General features: G+C 67.3%; 27 protein-coding genes and 4 pseudogenes. 22 read left to right on the top strand and 9 right to left on the bottom strand.

Annotation, left to right across the window (positions count from 1 at the left end):
* The first annotated feature begins 25 nt into the window (after positions 1-25).
* On the top strand, positions 26-658 hold the full coding sequence (locus LY284_RS08015; RefSeq protein ID WP_041730251.1) for a response regulator transcription factor: 633 nt from the start codon (positions 26-28) through the stop codon (positions 656-658).
* Positions 659-693: 35 nt separating this feature from the next.
* On the top strand, positions 694-1,110 hold the full coding sequence (locus tag LY284_RS08010) for a response regulator (RefSeq protein ID WP_041730983.1): 417 nt from the start codon (positions 694-696) through the stop codon (positions 1,108-1,110).
* Here LY284_RS08010 and LY284_RS08005 read toward each other — a convergent pair.
* The 3 genes from LY284_RS08005 to LY284_RS07995 all read right to left on the bottom strand — a co-directional run bounded on the left by LY284_RS08005 (position 1,089) and on the right by LY284_RS07995 (position 3,548).
* Complete coding sequence (locus LY284_RS08005) at positions 1,089-2,303, bottom strand: MFS transporter (protein ID WP_233385744.1); 1,215 nt, start codon at positions 2,301-2,303, stop codon at positions 1,089-1,091. The two genes, LY284_RS08010 and LY284_RS08005, sit on opposite strands and share 22 nt — an antisense overlap.
* A gap of 65 nt (positions 2,304-2,368) precedes the next feature.
* On the bottom strand, positions 2,369-3,169 hold the full coding sequence (locus tag LY284_RS08000) for a phosphodiesterase (RefSeq protein ID WP_233385743.1): 801 nt from the start codon (positions 3,167-3,169) through the stop codon (positions 2,369-2,371).
* Positions 3,170-3,206: 37 nt separating this feature from the next.
* Entirely contained in the window at positions 3,207-3,548 is a 342-nt protein-coding gene (locus tag LY284_RS07995; RefSeq protein WP_233385740.1) for a hypothetical protein, read from the bottom strand.
* A gap of 171 nt (positions 3,549-3,719) precedes the next feature.
* Between LY284_RS07995 and LY284_RS07990 the strand changes: the two genes are divergently transcribed.
* Positions 3,720-4,013 carry a hypothetical protein gene (locus LY284_RS07990; protein WP_041730987.1) on the top strand — a complete coding sequence of 98 codons (294 nt, stop codon included), beginning with the start codon at positions 3,720-3,722 and terminating at the stop codon, positions 4,011-4,013.
* A gap of 197 nt (positions 4,014-4,210) precedes the next feature.
* On the opposite strand, the gene LY284_RS07985 is transcribed toward LY284_RS07990, so the two are convergent.
* From LY284_RS07985 to LY284_RS38630, 5 genes and pseudogenes are all read right to left on the bottom strand, one after another.
* On the bottom strand, positions 4,211-5,095 hold the full coding sequence (locus tag LY284_RS07985; protein WP_255727845.1) for a zinc ribbon domain-containing protein: 885 nt from the start codon (positions 5,093-5,095) through the stop codon (positions 4,211-4,213).
* Between the two features lie 24 nt (positions 5,096-5,119).
* Positions 5,120-5,854: pseudogene (locus LY284_RS07980) on the bottom strand (recombinase family protein); the annotation flags it as partial.
* Positions 5,855-5,878: 24 nt separating this feature from the next.
* Positions 5,879-6,418, bottom strand: a complete 540-nt coding sequence (locus LY284_RS07975) for a hypothetical protein (RefSeq protein WP_233385732.1) — start codon at positions 6,416-6,418, stop codon at positions 5,879-5,881.
* 152 nt (positions 6,419-6,570) lie between these two features.
* Entirely contained in the window at positions 6,571-6,729 is a 159-nt protein-coding gene (locus LY284_RS07970) for a DUF1778 domain-containing protein (RefSeq protein WP_255727844.1), read from the bottom strand.
* A 1-nt stretch (position 6,730) separates the two neighbouring features.
* Positions 6,731-6,862 (bottom strand): hypothetical protein, encoded by a 132-nt coding sequence (locus tag LY284_RS38630; RefSeq protein ID WP_255727827.1) that lies wholly within the window; start codon positions 6,860-6,862, stop codon positions 6,731-6,733.
* A 555-nt stretch (positions 6,863-7,417) separates the two neighbouring features.
* Between LY284_RS38630 and LY284_RS07965 the strand changes: the two genes are divergently transcribed.
* The 3 genes from LY284_RS07965 (at position 7,418) to LY284_RS07955 (ending at position 9,743) form a co-directional block, all read left to right on the top strand.
* Complete coding sequence (locus tag LY284_RS07965) at positions 7,418-7,657, top strand: DUF6429 family protein (RefSeq protein WP_155178378.1); 240 nt, start codon at positions 7,418-7,420, stop codon at positions 7,655-7,657.
* Positions 7,658-8,091: 434 nt separating this feature from the next.
* Positions 8,092-8,316, top strand: coding sequence for a DUF736 family protein (locus LY284_RS07960; RefSeq protein WP_233385695.1), 225 nt, complete (start codon positions 8,092-8,094; stop codon positions 8,314-8,316).
* 479 nt (positions 8,317-8,795) lie between these two features.
* Complete coding sequence (locus tag LY284_RS07955; protein ID WP_309243181.1) at positions 8,796-9,743, top strand: DNA methyltransferase; 948 nt, start codon at positions 8,796-8,798, stop codon at positions 9,741-9,743.
* Positions 9,744-10,045: 302 nt separating this feature from the next.
* On the opposite strand, the gene LY284_RS39215 is transcribed toward LY284_RS07955, so the two are convergent.
* Positions 10,046-10,417 carry a hypothetical protein gene (locus tag LY284_RS39215; protein WP_375294242.1) on the bottom strand — a complete coding sequence of 124 codons (372 nt, stop codon included), beginning with the start codon at positions 10,415-10,417 and terminating at the stop codon, positions 10,046-10,048.
* Between the two features lie 65 nt (positions 10,418-10,482).
* On the opposite strand from LY284_RS39215, the gene LY284_RS39210 reads away from it, so the two are divergent.
* The 16 genes and pseudogenes from LY284_RS39210 (at position 10,483) to LY284_RS07880 (ending at position 23,044) form a co-directional block, all read left to right on the top strand.
* Positions 10,483-10,839, top strand: coding sequence for a transcriptional regulator domain-containing protein (locus LY284_RS39210; RefSeq protein WP_375294241.1), 357 nt, complete (start codon positions 10,483-10,485; stop codon positions 10,837-10,839).
* 16 nt (positions 10,840-10,855) lie between these two features.
* Positions 10,856-11,404: a DUF2285 domain-containing protein gene (locus LY284_RS07945; RefSeq protein WP_230461243.1), complete on the top strand. Its 549-nt coding sequence runs from the start codon at positions 10,856-10,858 to the stop codon at positions 11,402-11,404.
* A 129-nt stretch (positions 11,405-11,533) separates the two neighbouring features.
* Entirely contained in the window at positions 11,534-11,800 is a 267-nt protein-coding gene (locus LY284_RS07940) for an AlpA family transcriptional regulator (RefSeq protein WP_060977333.1), read from the top strand.
* Positions 11,797-12,679, top strand: a pseudogene (locus LY284_RS07935) (replication initiator protein A). The gene LY284_RS07940 and the pseudogene LY284_RS07935 overlap by 4 nt, the downstream one beginning before the upstream one ends.
* 325 nt (positions 12,680-13,004) lie before the next feature.
* Positions 13,005-13,649 (top strand): hypothetical protein, encoded by a 645-nt coding sequence (locus tag LY284_RS07930; RefSeq protein WP_233385691.1) that lies wholly within the window; start codon positions 13,005-13,007, stop codon positions 13,647-13,649.
* Positions 13,646-14,794, top strand: coding sequence for a phosphoadenosine phosphosulfate reductase family protein (locus LY284_RS07925; protein WP_155178390.1), 1,149 nt, complete (start codon positions 13,646-13,648; stop codon positions 14,792-14,794). The genes LY284_RS07930 and LY284_RS07925 overlap by 4 nt, the downstream gene beginning before the upstream one ends.
* On the top strand, positions 14,791-16,176 hold the full coding sequence (locus tag LY284_RS07920; RefSeq protein ID WP_233385689.1) for a DNA cytosine methyltransferase: 1,386 nt from the start codon (positions 14,791-14,793) through the stop codon (positions 16,174-16,176). The genes LY284_RS07925 and LY284_RS07920 overlap by 4 nt, the downstream gene beginning before the upstream one ends.
* Before the next feature lie 54 nt (positions 16,177-16,230).
* Complete coding sequence (locus LY284_RS07915; RefSeq protein ID WP_230461329.1) at positions 16,231-16,716, top strand: DUF2840 domain-containing protein; 486 nt, start codon at positions 16,231-16,233, stop codon at positions 16,714-16,716.
* Positions 16,713-16,967, top strand: a complete 255-nt coding sequence (locus tag LY284_RS07910) for a hypothetical protein (protein WP_233385687.1) — start codon at positions 16,713-16,715, stop codon at positions 16,965-16,967. Before LY284_RS07915 ends, LY284_RS07910 begins: the two co-directional genes overlap by 4 nt.
* Positions 16,955-17,149 (top strand): annotated as a pseudogene (locus LY284_RS38950) (S26 family signal peptidase); the annotation flags it as partial. The gene LY284_RS07910 and the pseudogene LY284_RS38950, both read left to right, overlap by 13 nt.
* A gap of 119 nt (positions 17,150-17,268) precedes the next feature.
* The gene (locus tag LY284_RS07905) at positions 17,269-17,601 is read left to right on the top strand and encodes a DUF736 domain-containing protein (RefSeq protein ID WP_155178399.1); all 333 of its coding nucleotides are present in this window, start codon (positions 17,269-17,271) and stop codon (positions 17,599-17,601) included.
* 3 nt (positions 17,602-17,604) lie between these two features.
* Positions 17,605-18,468, top strand: a complete 864-nt coding sequence (locus LY284_RS07900; protein ID WP_174834972.1) for a lytic transglycosylase domain-containing protein — start codon at positions 17,605-17,607, stop codon at positions 18,466-18,468.
* Complete coding sequence (locus LY284_RS07895; protein WP_155178403.1) at positions 18,465-19,046, top strand: hypothetical protein; 582 nt, start codon at positions 18,465-18,467, stop codon at positions 19,044-19,046. Before LY284_RS07900 ends, LY284_RS07895 begins: the two co-directional genes overlap by 4 nt.
* Positions 19,047-19,284: 238 nt before the next feature.
* Entirely contained in the window at positions 19,285-20,586 is a 1,302-nt protein-coding gene (locus LY284_RS39025) for a DUF3363 domain-containing protein (protein WP_233385678.1), read from the top strand.
* A gap of 33 nt (positions 20,587-20,619) precedes the next feature.
* Positions 20,620-21,048, top strand: coding sequence for a DUF3363 domain-containing protein (locus LY284_RS07885; RefSeq protein WP_309243195.1), 429 nt, complete (start codon positions 20,620-20,622; stop codon positions 21,046-21,048).
* 15 nt (positions 21,049-21,063) lie between these two features.
* Positions 21,064-23,044: pseudogene (locus tag LY284_RS07880) on the top strand (conjugal transfer protein TraG).
* The last annotated feature ends 9 nt before the right edge of the window (positions 23,045-23,053 follow it).

The following is a 23,053-nucleotide window of genomic DNA, read 5'->3' as shown; positions in this document are numbered from 1 at the left end:
ACGTCCGGCAGCGCGGACGACCCGAATGATTCGAGTCTTGATAGCCGACGATCACGCGATCGTGCGCAGCGGGTTCCGGCAATTCGTCGCGGACGAGCCCGACATGGAAGTCGCCGCGGAAGCCGCGACCGGCGACGAGGCCATCGCGCGCGTGCGCGAGCAGGCGTTCGACGTCGTGCTGCTCGATATCGCGATGCCCGACAAGAACGGCGTCGACACCTTGCGCGTGATCAAGCAGATCCGGCCGGAGCAGGGCGTGCTGATGCTGTCGGGCTTTCCGGAGAGCCAGTACGCGATCAACCTGCTGAAGGCGGGCGCGAACGGCTATCTGAACAAGGACGCCGCGCCGGACGAAATCGTGCGTGCGATCCGCACGGTGGCGCGCGGGCATCGGTATCTGTCGGAATTCATCGCCGATGCGCTCGCCGACAAGCTTGACAAGCCCGCCGCCGAGCGGCCGCACGAACTGCTTTCGGAGCGCGAGTTCCAGATCTTCTGCAAGCTCGCGGGCGGCCAGATTCCGACGGAGATCGCGCAGGAACTGCATCTGTCGGTGAAGACGGTGAGCACGTACCGCGCGCGCGTGCTGGAAAAAATGCGGCTCGCCAATAACGCCGATCTCACCTATTACGCGATCAAGAACGGACTGATCGAATAGCGGCGCGGAGGGTGCCCGACGTGGGCGATCAAATCATGACCGACGATCGACGAGGAGCGCCGCGCGCGCCGCTTGCGGCGCTGCTGATCGAGGACTCGCCGCTGATCCGCCGCAGCCTGACCGAGGCGATCGAAGCGCTCAAGTCCTGGCGCGTGACCGCGTTCGCCGATACGCCCGACGACGCCATCGCGCTCCTGTCGTCGCAGGCGTTCGACGCGGTGATCGTCGATCTGCAACTGAAGCGCGGCTCGGGTATCGACGTGCTCGCATGGCTCGAAGCGAGCGGCGTGGCGCGCGCGCGCGGCGCGTTCGTCGCGGTGCTGACCAATCACGCGCTGCCGGCGTACCGCGAGCGGTGCCTGCAATTCGGCGTGCGTCACTTCTTCGACAAATCCCTCGAATTCGATCGCGTGCTCGACGCGCTGCACGACTACGCGCGCGAGCGCGTCTGAGCGCCTTCGCGTCCGCGCCAGTGGCTGAAAGCGGCAAGCGCCGTCGCGGCGAGCCCGGCCAGGCACACGCCCGTCCAGCCCATTGCGTGCCAGGCGAGCGACGCCGCCGCCGAACCCAGCGATCCGCCGATGAAATACGCGACCATGTAGACCGTGTTCACGCGGCTGCGCGCTTCGGGCTTGAGCGCGTAGATGCGCGACTGGTTCGAAATCTGCGCGGCCTGCACGCCGACATCCAGCACGATCACGCCGATCACGAGCCCGACGATGCTCGTCGCCGAAAAGGCGAACACGACGAAGGACAGCGCGACGAGCCCGATGCACAGCGAAATGACGGCGCGCGGCCCGCGCTTGTCGGCGGATTTCCCGGCGAGCGGCGCGGCGAGCGCCCCCGCCGCGCCGACGATGCCGAACAGCCCCGCCGCCTGCGGACCCATGTGAAACGGCGCGCCCGCGAGCAGCAGCGTGAGGATCGACCAGAAGATGCTGAACGCCGCGAAGAGTGCGCCGCCCGTCAGCGCGGCTTCGCGCAGCGCCGCGCTTTCCACGGTGAGATGCCACAACGAGCCGAGCAGCTTGCCGTAGGACAGCGTCGAAGTCGGCCGGCTCTTCGGCAGCCGCGCGATCACGATGACCGCGAGCGCGACGGTCGCGATCACGGACGCGCCGAACACTGCGCGCCAGCCGAAATACTGGGCGACGAAGCCGGACACGGTGCGCGCGAGCAGGATGCCGAGCAGGAGGCCGCTCATCACCATGCCGACGGCGTGGCCGCGCTCGGCGGCGGGCGCGAGTTCGGCGGAGAAGGGCACCGCCTGCTGCGCGATGGTCGAGACGATGCCGATCGCCAGGCTCGCCGCGATCAGCACCGCGAGCGTCGGCGCGCTCGCCGCCACGACGAGCGACACGCCGAGCGCCGCGAGTTGCAGCAGGATCAGAAGGCGCCGGTCGAAGCGGTCGCCGAGCGGCGCGAGCACGAGCATGCCGAGCGCATAGCCGAGTTGCGTCGACGCGGGCACCGCGCCGATCAGCCACGCGCTTTCGGGGAAGCTCGCGCGGAAGTCGTCGAGCAGCGGCTGATTGAAGTAGATGTTGGCGACCGAGACGCCCGCGATGGTGGCGAGCAGCCACAGCGTCGCGCGCGAGTAATGCGGATGGCGCTCGGGCGGATTCGACTGAGGAGAAGCGGGCATGGATCGCGGGGCATGATGACCAGCCGCCGATCATACGCAAGACGCGCGCGCGCCGCAGCGCGCCGTTAGAAAGGCTGCGGCCCGCCGCCCTGTTCGACGCTCACGCAATGCGTGACGAGGCCGAGATCCTCGCGCCACAGATGCAGCCCGAATGCGGGCGGCTCCATGACGAAGGCTTCCGGGCCGTCGGGCTTCAGTTGCAGGGCGACCTGATGCGCCGTCGAGGGCGCGCACCACACGATCGTGCCGCCGAAACGCGCGGTGATCGCCCGATGCACATGGCCGCACACGATGCGCTCCACGTTCGGATGACGCCGCAGGAGCGCGTCGAGCGCGCGGCTGTCGTCGGGGGCGAGGCGAATGTCGTCCATGAAGCCGATACCGCACGCAAACGGCGGATGATGCATGGCGATCAGCACGGGCCGTTCGCGCGAGGCGTCGAGTTCCGCTTCGAGCCAGCCGAGGCGGGCCGCGCACAGCCGGCCCGCGCCCGAACCGGGATCGAGCGTGTCGAGCGCGATCACGCGGACGCCGCCGACATCGAATGCGTACTGGAGGAAGGCCTCGTGGCCCGCGAATTCGGGGCGATCGCCGAACACCGCGCGCAGATTGCCGCGATCGTCGTGATTGCCGGCGAGCACGCGCCACGGCATCTCGAGCGTATCGAGCAGCGTGCGCAGATGCCGGTATTCGTCGATGCCGCCCGCGTCGACGAGATCGCCCGTGACGAGCACCGTGTCGGGGCGCGGATCGAGCGCATTGAGCACGCCGATGGCGCGGGTGAGAAAGGCGGCCGTATCGACGCGGCCGTAGGCGAGCGTGCCCGGCGGCGTGATGTGCAGATCGCTGATCTGGGCGAGCAGCATGCGCGTGTCTCTCCTCGTCGCGGGCGGGGGATCGGCTTTATTCGTCGGCGTCTTCTGCCGGCGGCTTCGGCGCGAGTTTCGCGGGCACGAGCCACTGGAAACCGGTCATCGAAGTCTCGCGGAACGTGCATTCGGCGGCTGCCGTGACCATCACCGGCTTGGTGGCGGGCGGCTTCGGCGGGTTCTGGATCGTGCCGTGCACGACCACCCGCGAGCCATGATAACTCGCGCCGGAGCCGGTGATTTTGAGCGGCGCGCTCGCCGCGTCGGGATACTCGGCGCGGGCCTTGTCCTTGCAGGCTTCGACGTTCTTGTAGTAGGACGTGCAGCCCGCGAGATACGCGAGAGGAATGAAGAGGAGGAGCAGGCGAAGCTTCATCGATGAATCCGGTTCGAAGCCCGATGCCGCGAGGTGCATCGGAGCGTGATGAAAGTCGGGCGAAGCTTTATAACACGCGTGCCGCCCGACGGCTTGTTTTACCGCGCGATGCGGTAGCACAATCGGCATTGGCGTTTTTTCGAGCGCGTTCGATCGATGGAGGCGACCGCCATGCAGAAGGACATCGAAGTAGGCGACTACCTGCTTGCCATGCAGGCCGTGCCCCGGCCGCGCGAGACCGACGAGGCCGACGAGGAAGCCGGTGTGGCCCCGTCCGAGGGCTATGCGATTCGCGTGCGCGTGACGCGACTCGACAAGCAGCCCTTGCACGGTTCGAAGCTCGCCGACGATTCCGGTGAAATGACGGGCGACCACGGCCTGTTCGAGACCGTCGCCGAGGCGATCGCGCACGGCGAGGCGTGGGGGCGGCATTACGTCGCCCGCGTGCTGGGGCATTCGGTGTAGCGGCGGGGCAGCGAAAGAGGGGGCGCGCTCCCCGCGTCGGGCGGGTGCCGGGCGGCGGCCGGCGTCACTAGACTGGGCTCATCGTCCGGATCGACCCGAGGCCGCCATGTCGCCCGTTGCCCTGTATATCACGCCCCATTACATCGCTTCCGTGCGCAGAGGGAAGTCGCGCGACTGCTTTGCGGGGACGGTGCGCTTCATCGATGTGGACGCGCTGCCGTTTGATATCGAACATGTGTGCCTCCTGGACCGCGATACGGCGATCGAGGCGCTTTTCGATGCCGTGAGGGATGCGCAGAGGCTGTTGAATGCGGTGTGAGGGGGGCTTCGAGGTGGCGGATGGTGCACCATTTCGGTCCAAAACCGCGAGTCCCTAGCACCGCCGCCTCTACGCCAGAGACGGCGGTGAGGGTGCGTAGCAACTCGGTGCGCGTGCCGCAGATTCGCACATCCGTCTTGCTATGGACCTCGACCCGCTGAGCGACGGCACGCACATGGTTCCGCGCATAGGAGCCGTCGTCATGGCGCAGCTTATGTTTCGCGGCCAGCGCGAACGCATGAAGGCTCTCGACGGTGATCTCCGGGCTGATGCGCTCGATATGCGCGACAGCCCGCTCGGCATCCCCTCGGGCCTGGTCGCGGAGGGTGGTCAGCTCGGCGATGCGCGCCTTGAGCGACGGATCGCCCATATCGACCACTCCATTCTCGATCGCCTCATAGAGTCGGGAGAGCTTGGTATCGGCCTCCGTCGCCCGACGCTCCATCTCGGCGACGTGCTGGCGGCGCTCCGTCACCCATTCCTCACGCCGGGCGATAAGCTGGTCCATCAGCACTTCAAGCCGAGCGGGATCGAGCAGCCGCTTCTCCAGATGCTCGATCACGGCCTCGTTCAGCCGGTCCATCGGCAGAGAGACGCCGGGGCAACCCGTTTTCCCCTTCGTGGCTTTGGTCGCGCAGGTGTAGTAGCGATACTCCTGACCGCTCCGGCTGGTGCCCGTGCGCAGCGTCATCGCCGCACCGCAGCAGGCGCAGAAGCAGATGCCCGTCAGAAGCGTCGAACCGCCCACCGCGCGCGGCGGCATCATCTTGGGGCTGCGCGCCTTCAATGACCGCTGCACGGCCTCGAACTCGGCCACCGTGACAATCGGCGGCACTTCCATGATGGCGTGCTCGGCCTCGGGCTTCCGACGCCCCTTCTTGACGTCATAGGTGTTGAAACGGTGCTGGCCGATATAGGTCGTGCGCGTCAGCACCTGATGCACCATGCCCTTGCCCCAGCGCCCACCATAGCGTGTGCGGATATTGTTCTCGTTGAGCCAGCACGCGATAGCCATGACTCCGATCGGCCCGCGTCCATCGGCGCCCTCCAGCGCCAGGCGGAAAATCCGGCGCACCGTCTCGGCATGGATCGGATCGATCTCCAGCTTCTTCTTGATCTTCGTGCCCCGCTGCTCGGCCTCGACCACGCGGTAGCCGATCGGCGGACGGGCGCCGTTCCAGAAGCCTTGCCGCGCGTTCTCGTTCATCGCGCGTAGCGTATGCTTGGCAGTCTCTTTCGACTGATATTCGTCGAACAGCGTCATGATCCTGCGCATCATCTCGCCCGCGGGATCATCGCCGAGAACCTGCGTGATCGAGACAAGCTGCACGCCGTTCTTCGCCAGCTTGCGGACGTAGAACTCGAACTGGAACTGATCGCGGAAGAAGCGCGAGAAGCTATGCACGACCACCACGTCGAACGCGGGAGGCCTCTCCATCGCCGCATCGATCATATCCTGGAAGGCGGGACGGCGATCGTCGGTGCCCGAGACGCCCGGCTCGACGAACTCGGCCGCGACCTCCCAGCCGTTCGAGAGGCGTAACCCTCAAGCTGGCGGCGTTGATCGGGGATCGACAAGTCGTGATCCGCCTGGCGCGGAGTGGAAACGCGCAGGTAGAGCGCGGCGCGAGCCGTCGCCACGACCGGCGGCGTCTCGGGTTTGGCGGGGCGACAGTCGCCATGACAACATCCTTTCATCAACCTGCGGCCCACAGCGGCGACCGCGACTACATTTTCTCCAGCCCCCGCCCGCCGAGGACGCCAGCAGGAACAGCCGGTTCGGCCGCCGCGGGAAGGGCGCAAAGCCAAGCCCTTCGTAGAAAGCTGCCGCGCGTTCATCCTTGGCGTCGACGATGATGGCCAGCACCGCCAGCGTTTCCGCGGCGCCGAGAATGCGGCGTATCGCATCCACCGCCAGCACTTCACCGAAGCCCTTGCCACGCATCCGAACGTCCCGTGCAAGGCGTCCGATCAGCGCCGCTGGATAACCGCTCTCGTAGCGCGGCTGCTTGCGCGCGATTTCCTCCGGCAATTCGCCCAGCTCCAGCTTGAAGGCGCTCAGGCTGTAAAAGCCGACGACGCCCAACTCCGAATCCGCTGCGACGAAGACACGCGCGACATCGCGGCGGTCATCCTGACCGGCGCGTCGCCGGAACCAGCCATCCAGATCGGCCTGCCCGCAGAGAAGCGCGACCGATCGTGATGCTTGCCGAGGGCTTCAAAGACGATCGCCAATCGTCAGCCCACGAGATCGCGGTGACGGCGCATGGCCGCGATCAGCCGCTCGGACGGCTCCGGCGGGTTCATCAGCGCCTCGAAGAAGGCATCCCGATCTGCGCCGGTCAGCACCAGGCGTTGATGCTCGTCCAGCACGCGCCGCGCGCCTTCATAGGCCAGATCACCGGCCGTCAGGCCAGGTGACCGCCGTCGCCTGTTGAATCAAATCCTTGGCCGACGCGCTCACGCGCAGCTCGATCCGCTCGCGCTTGATCTCGCGCTCCGGTTTCCGGCGTTTCTGAACGGCTGACATGCCCGATCTCCTTTGACCGTTAATGTACGGCATAATACCGTGCCAGTCAACTTCGCCGAAGCGCGTGGGCCGCATCATCCGATCGTAGAAGCACGGGACAGCAGAGCCGATTTTCATCATGGCAGCGACCCGAACAGGGCGTCCAGTTCCTCACGAAAGCGCCTTCGATGACGCGCAGCTCGGCATCGCCGATGGGAACCTGCTCGGGCCAGTCGTCGGTAACGATTATCGGCGCGCTGGTAGCGCTCCTGCGAGACGATGCGCGCGTCGGATGCGGCTGCATGTAATCGTGCAGGTCTTCCAGCCCTTCCGACCAGCCGCGGGGTGCGCGGCGGCGACGTTTGCGAGAGTGCCATATGCTCAAGCTGCCGCGCATCTCTCGGGAATCCAGCAAAATCGCCCTTGGCCGCATACGTGCCGGTCCCGTAGCGGCGGCGGCGGGATTCGGCGCACGGCGGCGCAAGGCGGAAATAGCGAAGCGTAGCGTAGCAGAGATACGTGCTCACGGCGGGATCGCGGATGCCGTGTGCAGCCCGGTTTGCTATCCTTCCGCACATGGACTCGCGGACGCACATCGACACTGACAGAATCGACGAGGCGGTGCTTGCCCTGCTGTGGCTCAACCGCAGCACCACCGGCACGGCCTGGAAAGGCTTCGACTGGAGCGCGATGGATCGACTGCACGAACGCGGACTGATTTCCGATCCGGCGCGCAAGGCGAAGTCGGTGCATCTGACGGACGAAGGCATGGCCGAGGCTGAGCGCCTGTTCAACGCGCTGTTCGCTCGCCCCTGAATCCTGCCACGCCGATGCGAAAGCCATAACCCGGCCATCGCTGGTGGCTCCGCTGAAATGCCGGGTGCATCAGTGTCTCCCGTCCTGCCTGCCTGACCGACCCTCGCGGCCTCCCTCGTGGCTTGATCTGTTCGTGTCCACCTGGCGGCGCAACGGCGCCGGGCAGCTTTTTTCCGCCGCCTTCGGCTTTGCAGCGCGAAGCAAAAAGCCGCCCTTCGGCCGTCTCTTGGCCGCAAGCCCACCCCGCCGCGCAAGCGCGACGGGAACCCCGAGCAGCGGTGCGCAGCCGGCTGTCCCCGATCCTCGACATGCCACGAGGCCGCGAAGGGCGCGGTCCCGAGTCAAGAAAGGACTGACGACATGATCTGCGGAAACTTCACGGCAACCGATCGCGGCTTCCACGGCGAAATCCGGTTTTTCGGCCTCAGCGAAAGGTGGAAATCCTTCGGATCGACGACAAGGCAAGCGACAAGTCGCCCGACTATCGCATCGTTGCCGCCGACGACGAGCGCATCGAATTCGGCGTTGGCTGGCTCAAGGCCACCAAAGACCAGAAGCCTTACGCTTCACTCAAGCTCAATCCGGTCCTGGCGCCGGACGTTCATCTTCGGCTTGTCTCGACCGAGACAACCGGCAAGTTCGAGCTGAAGGTCGACTGATCGCGAGCGTCCCGCCAGCAATGGCGGGGCGCTCCCTTTCCGGTCCCGGATGGATCTTCACTGTATCCGCCAGCGCCGCTCACCCTGGCGACCTGCCGCACAATGATCGCAATCTCAGGCTGGGGCTGACCGAGCAGGGATCGGCCTATGGCCGAGCCGGTATCCCGGCTGTCCTCTGCGTGAGTGGAAAAGAGGGCGGGACAAGCCCGCAAAGCGAGCCCGCCCACGCGGGCAGGTCTTCCCGTGCGCGCCGCCTGGGCGGCGCGATCGTTGCTAAGGACGTTGTCCTCGCGCCGGTCAAGGTAAGTGGAACCGTCCGGGGCGGTATCCCCACCTTCCGCGGCTTCGCCTTGTGCAGGCGGGTGATTCCCCTCCGCCCCGGCCGCCCTTGCCCCGTTGCTACCCTTGGCTCGCCGCCGGGCAGAAGTTCAGGCGCGGCATTCCGCTTCGCTGAACTTCAGACCCAAAGGATTTGAGACATGACCAGCAAGGCACAGGCTCCCCGCAATGTGATTTTCAACGGTGATTGCATTGAAGTGATGCAGGCTTTCGATAGCGGCACGGTGGATTTCATCCTGACCGATCCGCCCTATGTGACCCGCTACCGGGACCGTCAGGGCCGCAAGGTTGCCAATGACGATAACGGCCGGTGGCTGCGTCCGGCGTTTCGGGAAATGCACCGCGTCCTGAAGGATGGCGGTTTCGCGGTTTCCTTCTATGGCTGGAACAAGGTGGATTTGTTCATGGACGCATGGAAGGCGGCGGGCTTCCGCGTCGTCGGCCATCTTGTGTTTCGCAAGCGTTATGCGTCATCGGCCCGCTTCCTCCGCTATGAGCACGAACAGGCTTATTTGCTGGCGAAGGGCAATCCGGCCCGGCCCGCGCGTCCTATCGCCGACGTGCTCGATTTTCCTTACAGCGGGAACCGTTTGCATCCCACGCAAAAGCCGGTTGAGGCGCTGACTCCGTTGATCGAGGCTTTCACGCAGCCGGGCGAGCTTGTGCTGGACCCGTTCAGCGGCAGCGGTTCGTCACTGGCGGCAGCCCAGCAACTCGGCCGCGACTGGACCGGCATCGAACTCGACAACGGCCATTACCACACCGCGAGCAAGCGGCTGGAACGCCCGGCGCGGAGGGTGGCGGCAGGCCGCCTCCCTTTCCGGCTCTCCCATTTTGAAAGGCACGATCATGGCCGCTCCTATGTCGCCCGCTTCACGCGGCTGCACCCCAAGCTCTGGGCGCCCTACGGCATCACCGCCTATCCGTATGGTTTTCACGACTGGCCGCCCGAGGAAGCCGCCCCGGTCTGGATACCGCGAGCCCATATCATCACCGCGCGCGGCGCCGCGTTCCTCGACCTCGGCGATTGCACCACGCTTGAACAGGCGATCGAAGCCTGCTGGACCCATTTTGCAAGCCTTCGCTGACATCCCATGCCGCCGCCGACCCACCCAGGCCGGCGGCGGCCGCGCGTCCCAAAGGTCCGCGCGGCCGTCCTGGCGCGCGCTCGCCGGGCGCTGCCCGGCTCGCAAGAGACAGTAGCCAGAACGGCATCCCCGTCCTAAGAAGGACGTGGGCCGCTACGCGGCGGCCTGGGGTTGGTAGCCCCACGTTCAACGGTTTGGCGCCGGCCGTGACGGCGCCGCCATCCTTGACCACATGGTCGGGGAGCCTGTGACGTATACAACAGGCTTCCGGGCTAAAGGTCACAGGGCCGATTGAACGCGGTTTACCACTCCCCGATCAGGGTCAGGAGCAAGTTTGCGGGGGCGCACCGCAGACAAACCGCTTCTCGCCCGGATCGACCGTTGCGGAGCGCGCGCGAAGCCATGCCCGCCGCGCGCATGGAATTGTCTCCGTTTCGGTCTAAAAGGTTAACGGGGACTGGAGGAACGGGGGCGTTATGACCGGCAAGCATTTCGAGGATCGCGCGCCCGACGCGCCGCGGCTTACCGCCTATGACGAGGATCACCTCGCCGACTATATCCGCCTGCTCGATACCGACGACGAGGGCGCCGACTGGCGAGATGCGGCGGCGCATATCTTCGGGATCGATCCCCGTGCCGAACCCGAGCGCGCCCGCGTGATGCACGAAAGCCATCTCGCCCGCGCGCGCTGGATGACCGAAGTGGGCTACGCATATCTCCTCGGCCCGCGCGCCACGGAATGGTTAACATTCAGACCGGAATGGATTTTTCCGGTCGCGGATTCCGATGCGCGGGCGGCATCGCACCGCGCAGCCTTCGCGCTGTCGGGATGCAGCGCTTCTCCCGATCCTCGGCGGTCCAGACTCCGCACAAAGAGCGGCTGGGGAGGATGCTCATGCCGACACCGCCACGACGGCGCTCGCGACGTGCCGGCAATGCGCCGGCCACGCCCGGCCGCGCCGAATTCGCCGCCGCGTTCCTTCAACGCAACCGCCAGTATCGCGCAGAACGGGCGCGTCTCAGGCGCAACGCCCCGGCGAGCGAGCGAATAGCGCTCGCCCGCCGCTGGGGGTTGTCCTTTCGCCTACCTGCCTGATGAGCTGTCGGGCACGGTGATCTGGCGGCCGGAACTCACCGCCGTCACCGTGATCCTCGACGCCGCGCCGGAGGAATATGCCGGCGCAGCGGCAATCGACCCGCTGGCGCTCGGCGCGCTGCTCGCCGACCGGGCCGGGATCGACGGCCGTCATGTCGTCGTCGCTGACGCGGCCGGCGAGCATCGGCTGTGGCTACGCGATCCGACGCCCGGCCAGCCGCTCGCCGCGATCGTCCCGCTCGACAAGGATTTCATCAAGCGCATCTTCAGCCTGCTGCGTTTCCATCGGCTCATGTCGGGCAAGCGACCCGGCCCGTTGCCGCGCGGATGGCCACTCACCGCAATTCGCACGGCCCGGCTCGAGTTGATGCTTCGCGCGCTCGATCTGCGCCTCGCCGGGGCGACATATCGCGAAATCGCGATCGCGCTCGGCAAGGACGAAGCCGGGCATCTCTCGGCGTCCGACTTCAAGAACTCGGACGCCCGGTCCTTCGCCTATCGCCTGGTGCGCGACGCCACCGCCATGATGAAGGGCGACTACCGCAAGCTGCTGCGCTTCCGCTGATAGCGCCCACCGCGTGACCGCGGCCGGGGGGTGGTCACATCGGCGCAGCTGCGAATCTTCGTTCCCCACCCTGCCGTGAGCACTTCGCCATGATCGCCTCCTGCCATCCCGCTTCGCAGGAGACGCTCGTTGTCCAGGCCGCCCGTCACCCTTCCGCCCCGCTACCTGCGGACCCCCGAAGCGGCGCGCTTCCTCGGTCTCTCCGGCCGCACGCTTGAGAAGCACCGCTATTTCGGGAGCGGCCCGGCCTATCGCCGGATCGGCGGACGGGTGGTCTATTCGGTCGACGACCTGCGCGCCTGGGCCGACCTCGGCACCAAATATTCCACGTCCGACCCCGGCCAGAACGATCTCATGCCGCAGCGGGATGCGGCGATCACGCAGAGCCGCCGATGAAGCCGCGCGCCGCCTCCCGTTCCGGCGAGCGCGCCCAACTCGCGCTGTTCCCGTCGCTCGGGCACGACATCGCGCCGCGCGACGCCCAGGACCTCATGGCCTGGCCGTTCTTCAGCCTCGCCAAGCGCAGGCGGGTGACGCCGATCGACTTCCGCATGGGCGCGACCTGGATATCGGTCGAGGCGGTGCCCGAGCACGGCATGGCGACCATATGGGACGCCGACGCGTGCTGATATGGGCGGCGAGCCAGATCGTCGCGGCACGCGACGCGGGGCTGCCGACCTCGCGCCTGATGGCGACGACGCCGCACGAAATCCTCACCTTCACCGGACGCGGCACCGGCAAGGATCATTATGACCGGCTGAAGGCCGCGCTCGACCGGCTGCAATCCACTACGGTCGCCACGTCGATCCGCCAGCAGCACCAGCGCCGCCGCCATCGCTTCTCGTGGATCAACGAGTGGCAGGAGCGGCTCGACGGCGAGGGCGGCCGCTCGGTATCGAACTGATCCTGCCCGACTGGTTCTATGCCGGCGTGGTCGATCGCACGTTCGTCCTCACCATCGACCGGGCCTATTTCGACCTGACCGGAGGGCTGGAACGCTGGCTCTACCGGATCGTGCGCAAGCATGGCGGCCAGCAGGAAGGCGGCTGGAGCTTCGACGTTTCGCACCTCCACCTGAAATCCGGCGCGCTCTCGCCCTTGAAGCAATTCGCGTTCGAGCTGCGCGGCATCGTCCGCCGCCAGTCCCTTCCGGGTTACGCGCTGGCGATCGAGCGCGCGTTCGGCCGTGAGCGGCTGACCTTCGCGCCCGTGCCTGCCGATCCGTTCGAGACGGCGGCGCGGCGCATGGGGCTGGCTGTGGATAACCGGCCATGAGACTCGGCCTATTGAAAACCGCCGGACTCGGCCGATTAAAAACCGCTGACTCGGCCTATAAAAAACCCGCCCCCCACGCAAGCCTCTGGAATCGCTCGCGTAATCGCCCCCCTTCTAACTATGCTAACAGTAAAGAATACTTCGTATTCTTTCTAACGCGATTTCGAGCTGTGGATAATTCGCGAGACGGTGCGAAGTATCAGGCAGTAAATCCGCCGTTTCCACTACGCTATACTACTACGCCTTTTCCGCGAGGCGATCAATCGTCCAGAGGGCGTGATGCGAAAGCGATCCGCCATCCGGTGATGGCGCCGGGAGGCGGCCGATGATCGGCTATGCTTCCCGCACTGGCACACGCCGCAATCTCGATGCTCTGCGGCGCGCGGGCTGGCGGCTGATGGTCTCCGCAAAGGGACCGTTGCGCCCGGAACGCTTCCGCTACGCGCTCGACAATGGCGCATGGACGGCTTTTCAGCGGGGCGAGCCGTTCGACGTGCCCGCGTTCGAGAAGGCGGTTGCTCTGCTCGGGTCGGGGGCCGACTGGATCGTGCTGCCCGACATCGTGGCGGGCGGCCTCGCTTCGCTGCGCTTCTCGCTCGACTGGCTGGACGCGCTGCGCAACCGGCCCGAGCTGCGCGACGCGCAATATCTGCTCGCCGTCCAGAACGGCATGGAGCCGCCGCACGTCGCGGCGGTGGTCGGCCCGGAGATCGGTATCTTCGTCGGCGGCGATACGCCGTGGAAACTGGCGACGATGGCGACATGGGCGCGGCTCGCGCATGAGCGTGGCGCCATCTGCCATGTCGGCCGCGTCAACACCGCGCGGCGCATCCGCCTTTGCGCGGCGGCAGCAGGGGCCGACAGCTTCGATGGCTCGGGCGTCTCGCGCTTCGCCTCCGCTTTGCCGCCGCTCGATCTCGCCCGGCGGCAGCCGGACATCGAAGCCTGGCTTGCGGGGCAGCGGCCATGATCGCCGTCCAGCACTTCGGCAGCATCTCGGGCGGCAAGGACAGCCAAGCCGTTCTCTGCAAGATGGTCGAGCGGATCGAGCGCAAGGGGCTGGCCGCGTTCGGCAACAACGCCCCGCGCTTCCTCTGTGCCGACAACGGCCATGAGAACCCGATCACGCTCGATCATATCGCCTATCTCGACGACTGGCTGCGGCAGCGCACCGGCCTGCACATCGAGATCGTGTCGGCCAACGATGTGCCCGGCCTCACCGACGCGGCGGCCTTCGCCCGTAAGCGCGGGATTCTTCGTGAGGAATGGTCGAACGAAAAGCGGCGGACGCGCCATAGAGGCGCGTGCAACCAGCGCCGGGACGCATGGCAGGCAGGCACGATCACCAGGGCCGAGTGGATGGCCGGGTGCGATTGTCCCGTCCTGGTCTCGCCACCTGTCCCCGATCACCTGATCGAGCGGGCGCTCGGGCTGCTGCATCCCACCGGCATCCCGTTCCTCGACATGGCGATGCTGCACGGCCGGTTTCCCGGCACGAAGACGCGCTTCTGCACCGACGAGACCAAGCTGATCCCGATGATGCACCGCAAGCGCCCGCTGCTCGACGCGGGCGTGCCGGTGATCGACTGGATCGGCGAACGGGCCGACGAGAGCCCGGCGCGGGCGAAGAAACCGCCCATCCAGTCGAAGCGGTATCCGGTCGGGGCGCGCCAAGTGCTCTACCGGCCCATCTTCCGCTGGTCGGCCGCTGACACCTTCGCCATCTCCGAGCGCCACGGCCTGCGCCACAACCCGCTTTACACGATGGGCATGAGCCGGGTCGGCTGCTCGACCTGCATCATGGTCAAAAAGCGCGAATTGCGCGCCTGGTCCATGCGCTTCCCGGCCGAGGTAGACCGCGTGCGCGAGTGGGAGCAGCTGGTCAGCCTCGTGTCCCGCCGCAGCGCCGTCGCCGGCACGCCGGCATCGCTGCTGCCCGCGCCGACCGTCCCGGGCGATCCCGCCGATCATGGCCGGGCGACCATCGACAGGGCGATCGCGTGGTCGCGCACAAGCCGGGGCGGGCGCAACTACGACCTGTTCATCGACCAGGAGCAGCGCGAGGCCGATGAGCACGGCCTGCGCTGCGACAGCGAATACGGGCTGTGCGAATGATGCGCGCGCTCGACCTGTTCAGCGCAGCGGCGGGCGGCTGGTCGCTTGGCCTGCATCGCGCCGGCTTCATTACCGTCGCCGCCTGCGAGATCGTCGAGTGGCGCCGCATCCTCTACGCGGAGAACAATCCCCATGTCAGACTCTACGATGACGTGCGCGCCCTCACGGCAGCTCGACTTGTTTCCGACCTCGGATTCCTACCCGACATCATCGTCGGATCGCCGCCGTGCCAGGACATCTCCAGCGCCAACACCAAAGGCAGGGGAATCGAAGGCGAACGGTCGGGCCTCTACCTCGAAGCCGTCCGCCTGGTCGGAGATTGCCGGCCTCGCTGGTTCGCTTTTGAGAACAGCGCTAATCTCAGAACTCGCGGCGCTGACCGGCTGCTCCTTCTCCTGGAAACGCTCGGCTACGCCTGCGAACCGTGCGTGGTGGCTGCTGAAAATGTCGGCGCCAACCATGTCCGCAAGCGATCATGGCTCATCGGCTACGACCCCGGCCAGCTTGCCGACGCCGCGCACCAGCGACGCGGCACACGGCCCGGAGATGTGCAAGGTGCGCGGAGAGAAGCGGACTGGCATGAACCTGCCGACGATGATGCACCCCGCTGCATTGAACAGGCTGCCGACCCCGCTGGCGACGGACGGGATGACGGACGGCGCGGGCGGCGGAGCGGATCAACATATCCGCTGCGGATGATTCTGGCGACGCCGCGCAAGTCGGATGCGGAACGCGGCGGCCGGGGATGTGCTCAGCCAGTTGCAGGGCCATGCCAGCCGCCATGCGGGCATGATGCCGACGCCCGTCAAACCGAACGGCGGCCGGAGATTGAGCGCGCAGGAGATCGAGACGGGACGCCGGGCGAATGGCGCGAAGGCGCAGATCGACACGCCGAACCTGCTGCGCCATGCCGCGGAACTCCTGCCGACTCCCACGAAGCGGGACAGCCGGATGGACAGCTGGAGTCCGGCCTACGACCGCAGGAAATCCCCGACGATGGACGCGGTGATGGACGGGGCTATGACCGATCGCGCGCCGGACAAATGGGCGGGCGCTCGCGCGCTGGCGGCGATGCTGCGGAGCCGTGGGCTGACTGGAACGGCGGCCTTGCCCGTCACTTACGGCTGGATGATGGGCTTTCCGCCTGGGTGGCTGGCACGCGCGTTGCGGTCGGCGGTCCACGCGGGACGGCTGCTGCCAGCCTGATCGTCGAGGCGTTCGGCGACGCCGTTCTCCGCAAATCCCCGAAGCCATCGGCCGCGCGATCCTGCGCACCGAAGCCGCGCTCGATCTCGTGCTCGGCCGCGCATCCCTCGACAGCGCCGGAGACGAACGATGAGCGACCCCGCGCGTCCACAGCATATCGATTTCAGCGGGTTTGAAGCCGCGCTGCGCGGCAGGCGGCGGAACGGGAAGCACCTCACCGCAGCCCGCCCATACCGTCCGCAATCGCAGCCGCCTCCCGGCTGACCGAAGTCGAACTCACCTGGATCGAGAAGAAGCTGGAGCACTGGATACGCTTCGGCCGTATCGCCCACGACCGCATCCTCACGCGCCGAACGCGCGTGGTGAGCTTTCGGCCCGGCGCGATATTCACCTTCGTCCGCTGGTCCGCCAACGACTATGGCACGATCACCTCGCGCATCGACGTCTTGCGGGCGGTGGATGCCGGCGAACCATACACCACGCTGCCCTTCGTGCGGCCGGGCGGCGACATCCTCCTGCATATCGAGAGCTGGCCGAAGGTGAGCCAGGTGCTCGCCGCGATCGACGCGGTGGAAGCGGCGGGTGTCGATCCCTGCGATGCCGCGTCCGACCACTGGCGCCACGTTCACAACCGCATCGCCGCGGGCCATGAGCCGCGTCCCTACACGATGGAGCGCCATCGCGCCTGGCTCAAGCGCCGGGAGATCGAAGGATGACGCGCCGCCGTTATGTCATGGCGACGGCCATCGCCGCATTCGCCTTCGCCGCGGCGTTCGTCATCACCGCAGCCGTCGATCCGCTTCCGCGCGTGATCTGGAACGCCAGCGCCAGCGCGCCGATCGGCCTTTACCGCGTCCATCCCGACCGCGATCCGCCCACCGGGGCGCTGGTCGCCATCACGCCGCCAGAGCGGCTCTCCCGCTGGCTTTCGGCGCGAGGTTACCTGCCCGAGGCGTGCCGCTCCTGAAACATGTCTCGGCGAAAACGGGGCAGCGCGTGTGCCGCATCGGCGCCGTGGTGCGCGTCGATGGCCGGCGCGTCGCTATGGCCCGCGCGCGTGACGGTCGGGGCCGCCCGCTGCCGGTCTGGCAGGGGTGCCGGACGCTCGGCCCCGGCGAGATATTCCTGCTCAACCCATCCGTCCCGGACAGTCTCGACGGCCGCTATTTCGGCCCGCTTCCGGCTTCCACCGTCATCGGACGCGCGACGCCGCTGCATCTGCGCGCGCCGTCCCCGTCGCTTTCAACCCCAGTGAAAGGAGATCGGCCATGCCGACGAATATCTTTGAACCCACCGCTAGCGGCTATGCTGGACGTGCCCGTTATTTCGGCATCAACGAGCAGATCGTGCTGGTCGCGATCGATCCGGGCGATGCCGAAAACGCGCCCGACTACCGTGTCCACCTCGACGACGAGGACGGCCCCGAGGTCGGCGGCGCGTGGAAACGGGTCGGTGAACGCGCGGGCGATTACATCGCGCTGGAGATCGACAGCCCGCTTTTCGGCTCGCCGTTCCGGCCGGTGCTGTTCCGCGCCGATGACGAGGGTCGGACGTTCCGGCTGTCGTGGAAGCGCCCCCGGCCTCGCGACGACCGGAACTGATCCGTGCCTTTCCCGGTCATCCCTCTGTTCGCGGAAAGATCGCATCATCCCTCCGTCCCGCTCGGTCGCAGGCCGGCCGGCGCGCGCAGCGAAGGTCAAGGGCGGCCCCCGGCCGGCGCATCGCGCGCACCCTTTACCGGAGCGAGCACGCTGGCAGGCTGGCGGCGGAGCGGGGGCGGATCGGTCGTCCTGCTCGCGGTTCTGCTGCTGTCGTCCGGTATCGGGCCGGACGCGGCGCGGGCACAGGACGCGCCGGCCGAACGCACGGCAACCAGCCATCCCTGGGCCGTTCAAGTCGCAGACGCCGCGCGGCGCTTCGGCATCCCCGAGGCATGGATTTGGGCGGTGATGCGCGTCGAGAGCAACGGCGATTCCCGTGCGGTATCCTCGGCTGGCGCGATGGGCCTGATGCAGATCATGCCCGGCACATGGGCGAACCTGCGCATTCGTCACGGGCTGGGGCGCGATCCCTACAATGTGCGCGACAATATTATGGCGGGCGCGGCCTATCTGCGCGCGATGCACGACCGCTACGGCAACGCGACGGCGATGCTGGCGGCCTACAATGCCGGGCCGGGCCGCTACGACGAATACCTCTCGCGCGGCCGCCCGCTGCCCGCCGAGACACGCGCCTATCTTGCAAAGCTGGCGGCCATCACCGGCAGCGCGGGCGACAGCCAGCTTGCCGCCGCGCCGCCGTCCGATCGCTTCGCCTGGCGCCGGGCCGCATTGTTCGCTGCGCGGCCGAACGACGATCCGGCCGCACTGGAAACGTCACCCGGAAAACACGCGGACGACATGCGCGCGGCGGTAGAACCGGCCGCGAACAGTCTGTTCGTCGCGCTGTCAGGGCGGAGGCAGCCGTGAAGATCGCCTACGCCGATCCGCCTTATATCGGCTGCGCGCATCTCTATCGCAATCATCCCGACTATGCGGGCGAGGTCGATCATGCGGCGCTGATCGAGCGGCTCCAGCGCGACTATGACGGCTGGATATTGCACGCCGCAGCGACGCCGGAATCGGTCGCCGTTCTCGCGCCGCTGATCCGCGAAACCGGCGCGCGGTGGATGGCGTGGGTCAAGGGCTTTGCCGCCTTCAAGCGCAACGTGCCGGTCGCCTGGGCGTGGGAACCCGTCATCGTGAAGCCCGCGCGCAAACCCGTGGTCAGCAAGCGCCTGGTCATGCGCGACTGGATCGAATGCCCGATCACGCTGCGCCGCGGCCTCACCGGCGCGAAGCCCGAAGCGGTCTGTCATTGGGCGTTCGAGACGGTCGCCGCGCGTCCCGAAGATGCGCTCGACGACCTGTTTCCCGGCACCGGAGCCGTCGCCGAAGCTTGGCGGACCTGGCGCCTCAAGTTCGCGCTGCCGGGCGATCCCGTTGCAGCATCGCCGCGGCCCGGCAGCGCGCCGTCCGCAAGCCGGCGGCAGGCCGGCGCACCATGACCGCCCCCGTTTTCAGATTGCCCGGTTGGAAGGTGGAAGTGCCTGGAAGGGCAGGAAAAAGCCGAAGGAAGGGACGGCAAGATAGAAAGCGCACCCCAAATTCGCTGAAAGCCTTTGTCTTTCAACGATTTGGCGCGGGTGCGTCGGTCGGCGAGCGTGCCGCTCGGAAGAAAAAAGCAAGTCATTTCAAAGCGCCGAATGGCACCACAGGCCATTTTCGGCGGAAAGCAGCCCGGCCGTGAGCGAGGACGAGGATTTCCGCGTCCGGCCGGGCAAGGTCAGGAACAGGGGAGCCGGCCAGGGCCGCAAGGCGCAAGGATTTGTCGTCCAGGTGCTCCGCGTCGCCGCGCGCAGCGGCGGAGGCCGGCGAACGGGCGGCTGGGGCGGATCGCGGCGCGTCGGGCAATCGAACTTCGGCCGGGGCCGCACGTCCTTCGCGCGCAGCCGGCTGTTCGGATCGGGCCGGCGCGTGCTGGTCAAGATCGTGCCCCTCACCCGCTTCCACCGGAACGGGCGGCCGAGGGCGCCGCTCTCCGCGCACATCGCCTATCTCAAGCGCGAGGGCGTCACCCGTGACGGATCGCCCGCGCGGATGTTCGACGCCAATGGCGACGGCGCCGACGACCGCGCCTTCGCCGATCGCTGCAAGGACGACCGGCATCATTTCAGGATCATCGTCTCGCCCGAGGATGCGGCGGACCTCACCGACCTGCGCGAATATACCCGCGATCTCGTTCGCCAGATGGAAGCCGATCTCGGGACGCGTCTCGAATGGATCGCGGTCGATCACTGGAACACCGACAATCCCCACGTCCATCTGCTCGTGCGCGGCGTCGATGACCAGGGGGCCGACCTCGTTATCAACCGGGAGTATATCAGCCACAATCTGCGCTCGCGCGCCGAGGAACTGGCCTATGCCGAACTCGGCCCCAAGCCCGAGCATGAAATCCAGCGCGCGCTCGAACGCGAGGTGACGGCCGAACGCTGGACCAGGCTCGACGCTGAGATCGATCGCACGGCGGACGCACTCGGCGTCATCGACTTGCGCCCCCAGCAGCCCGGACCCGACGATCCCCAGGTCCGCCGCCTGATGATCGGCCGCTTGCAGCATCTGGAGACGATGGGGCTCGCAGCCGAGGCCACGCCCGGTCAGTGGGCACTGGCGGCGGATGCGCAAGCCAGGTTGCGCGAGCTGGGCACGCGCGGCGACATCATCCGCACGATCGGCAAGGCGCTGAACGATCGCGGCCTGCAGCGCCCGCTCGACAGCTACGAGATCGTCAGCGCCGCGCCGCAAAAGCCCATCGTCGGCCGGTTGATCGACAAGGGGCTGCACGACGAGCTGCATGGCTCGGCCTATGCCGTGATCGACGGCATCGACGGGCGCACCCACCATGTCCGGCTTCCGGGCATCGAGGCGCTGGGCGCAGCCCGGATATCGGCGGCATCGTCGAGCTGCGCGCTATCGGCCGGCCGGGCGATCCGAAGCCGACGATGTTCCTGGCGACGCGATCCGATCTCGACCTCGCCGCCCAGGTGAACGCGACAGGCGCGACCTGGCGATCATCGTCTCATCGAGCGCCGCCGTGCGGTGACGGCCGCCGGGTTCGGATCGGAGGTGCAACGGGCGCTCGACCAGCGCACCGATCATCTCGTGCGCGAAGGACTGGCCCGCCGCTTCGGCAACCGCGTGGTTCTGCAAGGCAACCTGATCGACACGCTTCGCCGCCGCGAGCTGGACGCGACAGGTGCCGAAATCGCGGGCCGGACGGGACTCGCCTACCGCCCCACCAGTCCCGGCGACAAGGTCGCCGGGACATGCCGCCAGCGCCTCGCGCTCGCCTCGGGCCGCTTCGCGATGATCGACGACGGGTTGGGCTTCCGGCTCGTGCCTTGGTCGAACGACCTCGAACGCCAGCTGGGCCGGCAGATCGCAGGCGTCGCCCGCGACGGCGGCGGCATCGGCTGGTCGCTGGGCCGCAAGCGCGGCCTCGGCATCTGAACAAGGAGATAAACCATGCCCGCTACCAAAATCCTCTGGGGCCAGATCATCGCCGTCTTCCTGATCGTGCTCGCCGCGATCTGGAGCGCCACGCAATGGACGGCGGCGGCGCTGGCATATCAGCCCGAGCTTGGCGAACCCTGGTTCATGGCGCTCGGCTGGCCGGTCTATCCGCCTTACGCCTTTTTCTGGTGGTGGTTCAGCTTCGATGCCTATGCGCCCGGCATTTTCCAGACCGGCGCCTATATCGCCGCGTCGGGCGGGTTCGTGGCGGTCGCGGTCGCCATCGCCATGTCGGTGTGGCGTGCGCGCGAGGCGAAGAACGCGGAAACCTATGGCTCGGCGCGCTGGGCGACCGAGGACGAGGTGCGCGCGGCCGGACTGCTCGGCGACGACGGCGTGGTGATCGGCAAGCTGGGCCGCGCCTATCTGCGCCATGACGGTCCCGAGCATGTGCTGTGCTACGCGCCGACCCGCAGCGGCAGGGCGTGGGGCTGGTGGTGCCCTCGCTCCTGACCTGGCCGGCGTCGGCGATCGTCCATGACATCAAAGGCGAGAACTGGACGCTGACCGCTGGCTTCCGCGCGCAGCATGGCCGCGTCCTGCTGTTCGACCCGACCAACGCGGCGTCGGACGCCTACAACCCGCTGCTGGAGGTGCGGCGCGGCCAGTGGGAAGTCCGCGACGTGCAGAACGTGGCCGATGTGCTGGTCGACCCGGAAGGCTCGTTGGAGAAACGCAACCACTGGGAAAAGACCAGCCATGCGCTGCTGGTCGGCGCGATCCTGCATGTGCTCTACGCCGAGCCCGACAAGACGCTTGCCGGCGTCGCGGCCTTCCTGTCCGATCCGGCGCGCACGATCGAACAGACGCTGGCCGCGATGATGGCGACACCGCATCTCGGCGAAGCCGGGTGCATCCGGTGGTTGCTTCGGCCGCGCGCGAGCTGCTCAACAAGAGCGACAACGAACGCTCGGGCGTGCTCAGCACCGCCATGTCGTTTCTAGGGCTTTACCGCGATCCCGTCGTCGCCCAGGTCACGCGCGCCTGCCACTGGCGCGTCATGGATCTGGTCGCGGGCGAACTGCCAACAACGCTCTACCTCGTCATTCCGCCCAGCGACATCTCGCGGACCAAACCGCTCATCCGCCTGATGCTCAACCAGATCGGGCGGCGGCTGACGGAGGAACTGAACCAGGGCAACCGGCATCGCCTGCTGCTGATGCTCGACGAGTTTCCCGCACTCGGGAGATTGGATTTTTTCGAGAGCGCGCTGGCGTTCATGGCCGGCTATGGCCTGAAATCCTTTCTGATCGCGCAGTCGCTCAACCAGATCGAGAAAGCCTACGGACAGGACAATGCGATTCTCGACAACTGCCACGTCCGGGTGAGCTTCGCGACCAACAACGAGAAAACGGGGGAGCGCGTGTCGAAGGCGCTCGGCACCAAGACCGAGATGCGGGCGATGAAGAATTATGCCGGGCACAGGCTCTCGCCCTGGCTCGGGCATCTGATGGTCTCGCGCTCCGAAACCGCCCGGCAGCTTCTGACGCAGGGCGAAGTCATGCAGCTGCCGCCCGACGAGGAAATCGTCATGGTGTCGGGCGTCCAGCCGATCCGCGCGAAAAAGGCGGCCTATTATGCCGATCCCCGTCTCGCCGCGCGGATCATGCCGCCGCCCGATCCGGCCGCATCGCCACCGCGGGAGGTCCGTCCCCACGACTGGACGGGGCTCGCCGCCACGGCCGATCCCGCCGAGATCGCGGCGATCATCCGGCGCCAGGAGGATGCCGCCAACAGCGGGCTGCGCCGCGAGCCCGAGCTTCCCGATCATGTCGCCATCGTGAAGGAGACGGCGCCCGCACCGCCCGCGCAGGAATTTTCCATCGTCGAGGACGAGCCCGAGGACGCCGCGCGCCAGGCCGCGGCGCGGCGCCGGATGCAAGGCATCGCACGGCAGGCGTCGCTCGATCCCGACGACGGCATCGAAATGTAGGAGGCTCCC

This window comes from Caballeronia sp. PC1 (assembly GCF_021353155.1).
Taxonomy (GTDB): domain Bacteria; phylum Pseudomonadota; class Gammaproteobacteria; order Burkholderiales; family Burkholderiaceae; genus Caballeronia; species Caballeronia cordobensis.
Note: the sequence above shows the minus strand (reverse complement) of the source record. Positions and strands in the feature narration are given on the sequence as shown.

Bases quoted from the DNA above. Each gene is read 5' to 3' on its own strand.
- LY284_RS07905 (WP_155178399.1), top strand. From the start codon at position 17,269: ATGCCGACGAATATCTTTGAACCCACCGCTAGCGGCTATGCTGGACGT.
- LY284_RS07910 (WP_233385687.1), top strand. From the start codon at position 16,713: ATGACGCGCCGCCGTTATGTCATGGCGACGGCCATCGCCGCATTCGCC.
- LY284_RS07995 (WP_233385740.1), bottom strand. From the start codon at position 3,548: ATGAAGCTTCGCCTGCTCCTCCTCTTCATTCCTCTCGCGTATCTCGCG.
- LY284_RS07925 (WP_155178390.1), top strand. From the start codon at position 13,646: ATGATCGCCGTCCAGCACTTCGGCAGCATCTCGGGCGGCAAGGACAGC.
- LY284_RS07930 (WP_233385691.1), top strand. From the start codon at position 13,005: ATGATCGGCTATGCTTCCCGCACTGGCACACGCCGCAATCTCGATGCT.
- LY284_RS07955 (WP_309243181.1), top strand. From the start codon at position 8,796: ATGACCAGCAAGGCACAGGCTCCCCGCAATGTGATTTTCAACGGTGAT.
- LY284_RS38630 (WP_255727827.1), bottom strand. From the start codon at position 6,862: ATGTCAGCCGTTCAGAAACGCCGGAAACCGGAGCGCGAGATCAAGCGC.
- LY284_RS07990 (WP_041730987.1), top strand. From the start codon at position 3,720: ATGCAGAAGGACATCGAAGTAGGCGACTACCTGCTTGCCATGCAGGCC.
- LY284_RS07965 (WP_155178378.1), top strand. From the start codon at position 7,418: ATGGACTCGCGGACGCACATCGACACTGACAGAATCGACGAGGCGGTG.
- LY284_RS39210 (WP_375294241.1), top strand. From the start codon at position 10,483: ATGGTTAACATTCAGACCGGAATGGATTTTTCCGGTCGCGGATTCCGA.
- LY284_RS08005 (WP_233385744.1), bottom strand. From the start codon at position 2,303: ATGCCCGCTTCTCCTCAGTCGAATCCGCCCGAGCGCCATCCGCATTAC.
- LY284_RS07920 (WP_233385689.1), top strand. From the start codon at position 14,791: ATGATGCGCGCGCTCGACCTGTTCAGCGCAGCGGCGGGCGGCTGGTCG.
- LY284_RS08010 (WP_041730983.1), top strand. From the start codon at position 694: ATGACCGACGATCGACGAGGAGCGCCGCGCGCGCCGCTTGCGGCGCTG.
- LY284_RS39215 (WP_375294242.1), bottom strand. From the start codon at position 10,417: ATGGCTTTCGTGCATCACGCGGGCGCGCTCGGGTTCGGCACGGGGATC.
- LY284_RS08015 (WP_041730251.1), top strand. From the start codon at position 26: ATGATTCGAGTCTTGATAGCCGACGATCACGCGATCGTGCGCAGCGGG.
- LY284_RS07985 (WP_255727845.1), bottom strand. From the start codon at position 5,095: ATGCCGCCGCGCGCGGTGGGCGGTTCGACGCTTCTGACGGGCATCTGC.
- LY284_RS08000 (WP_233385743.1), bottom strand. From the start codon at position 3,169: ATGCTGCTCGCCCAGATCAGCGATCTGCACATCACGCCGCCGGGCACG.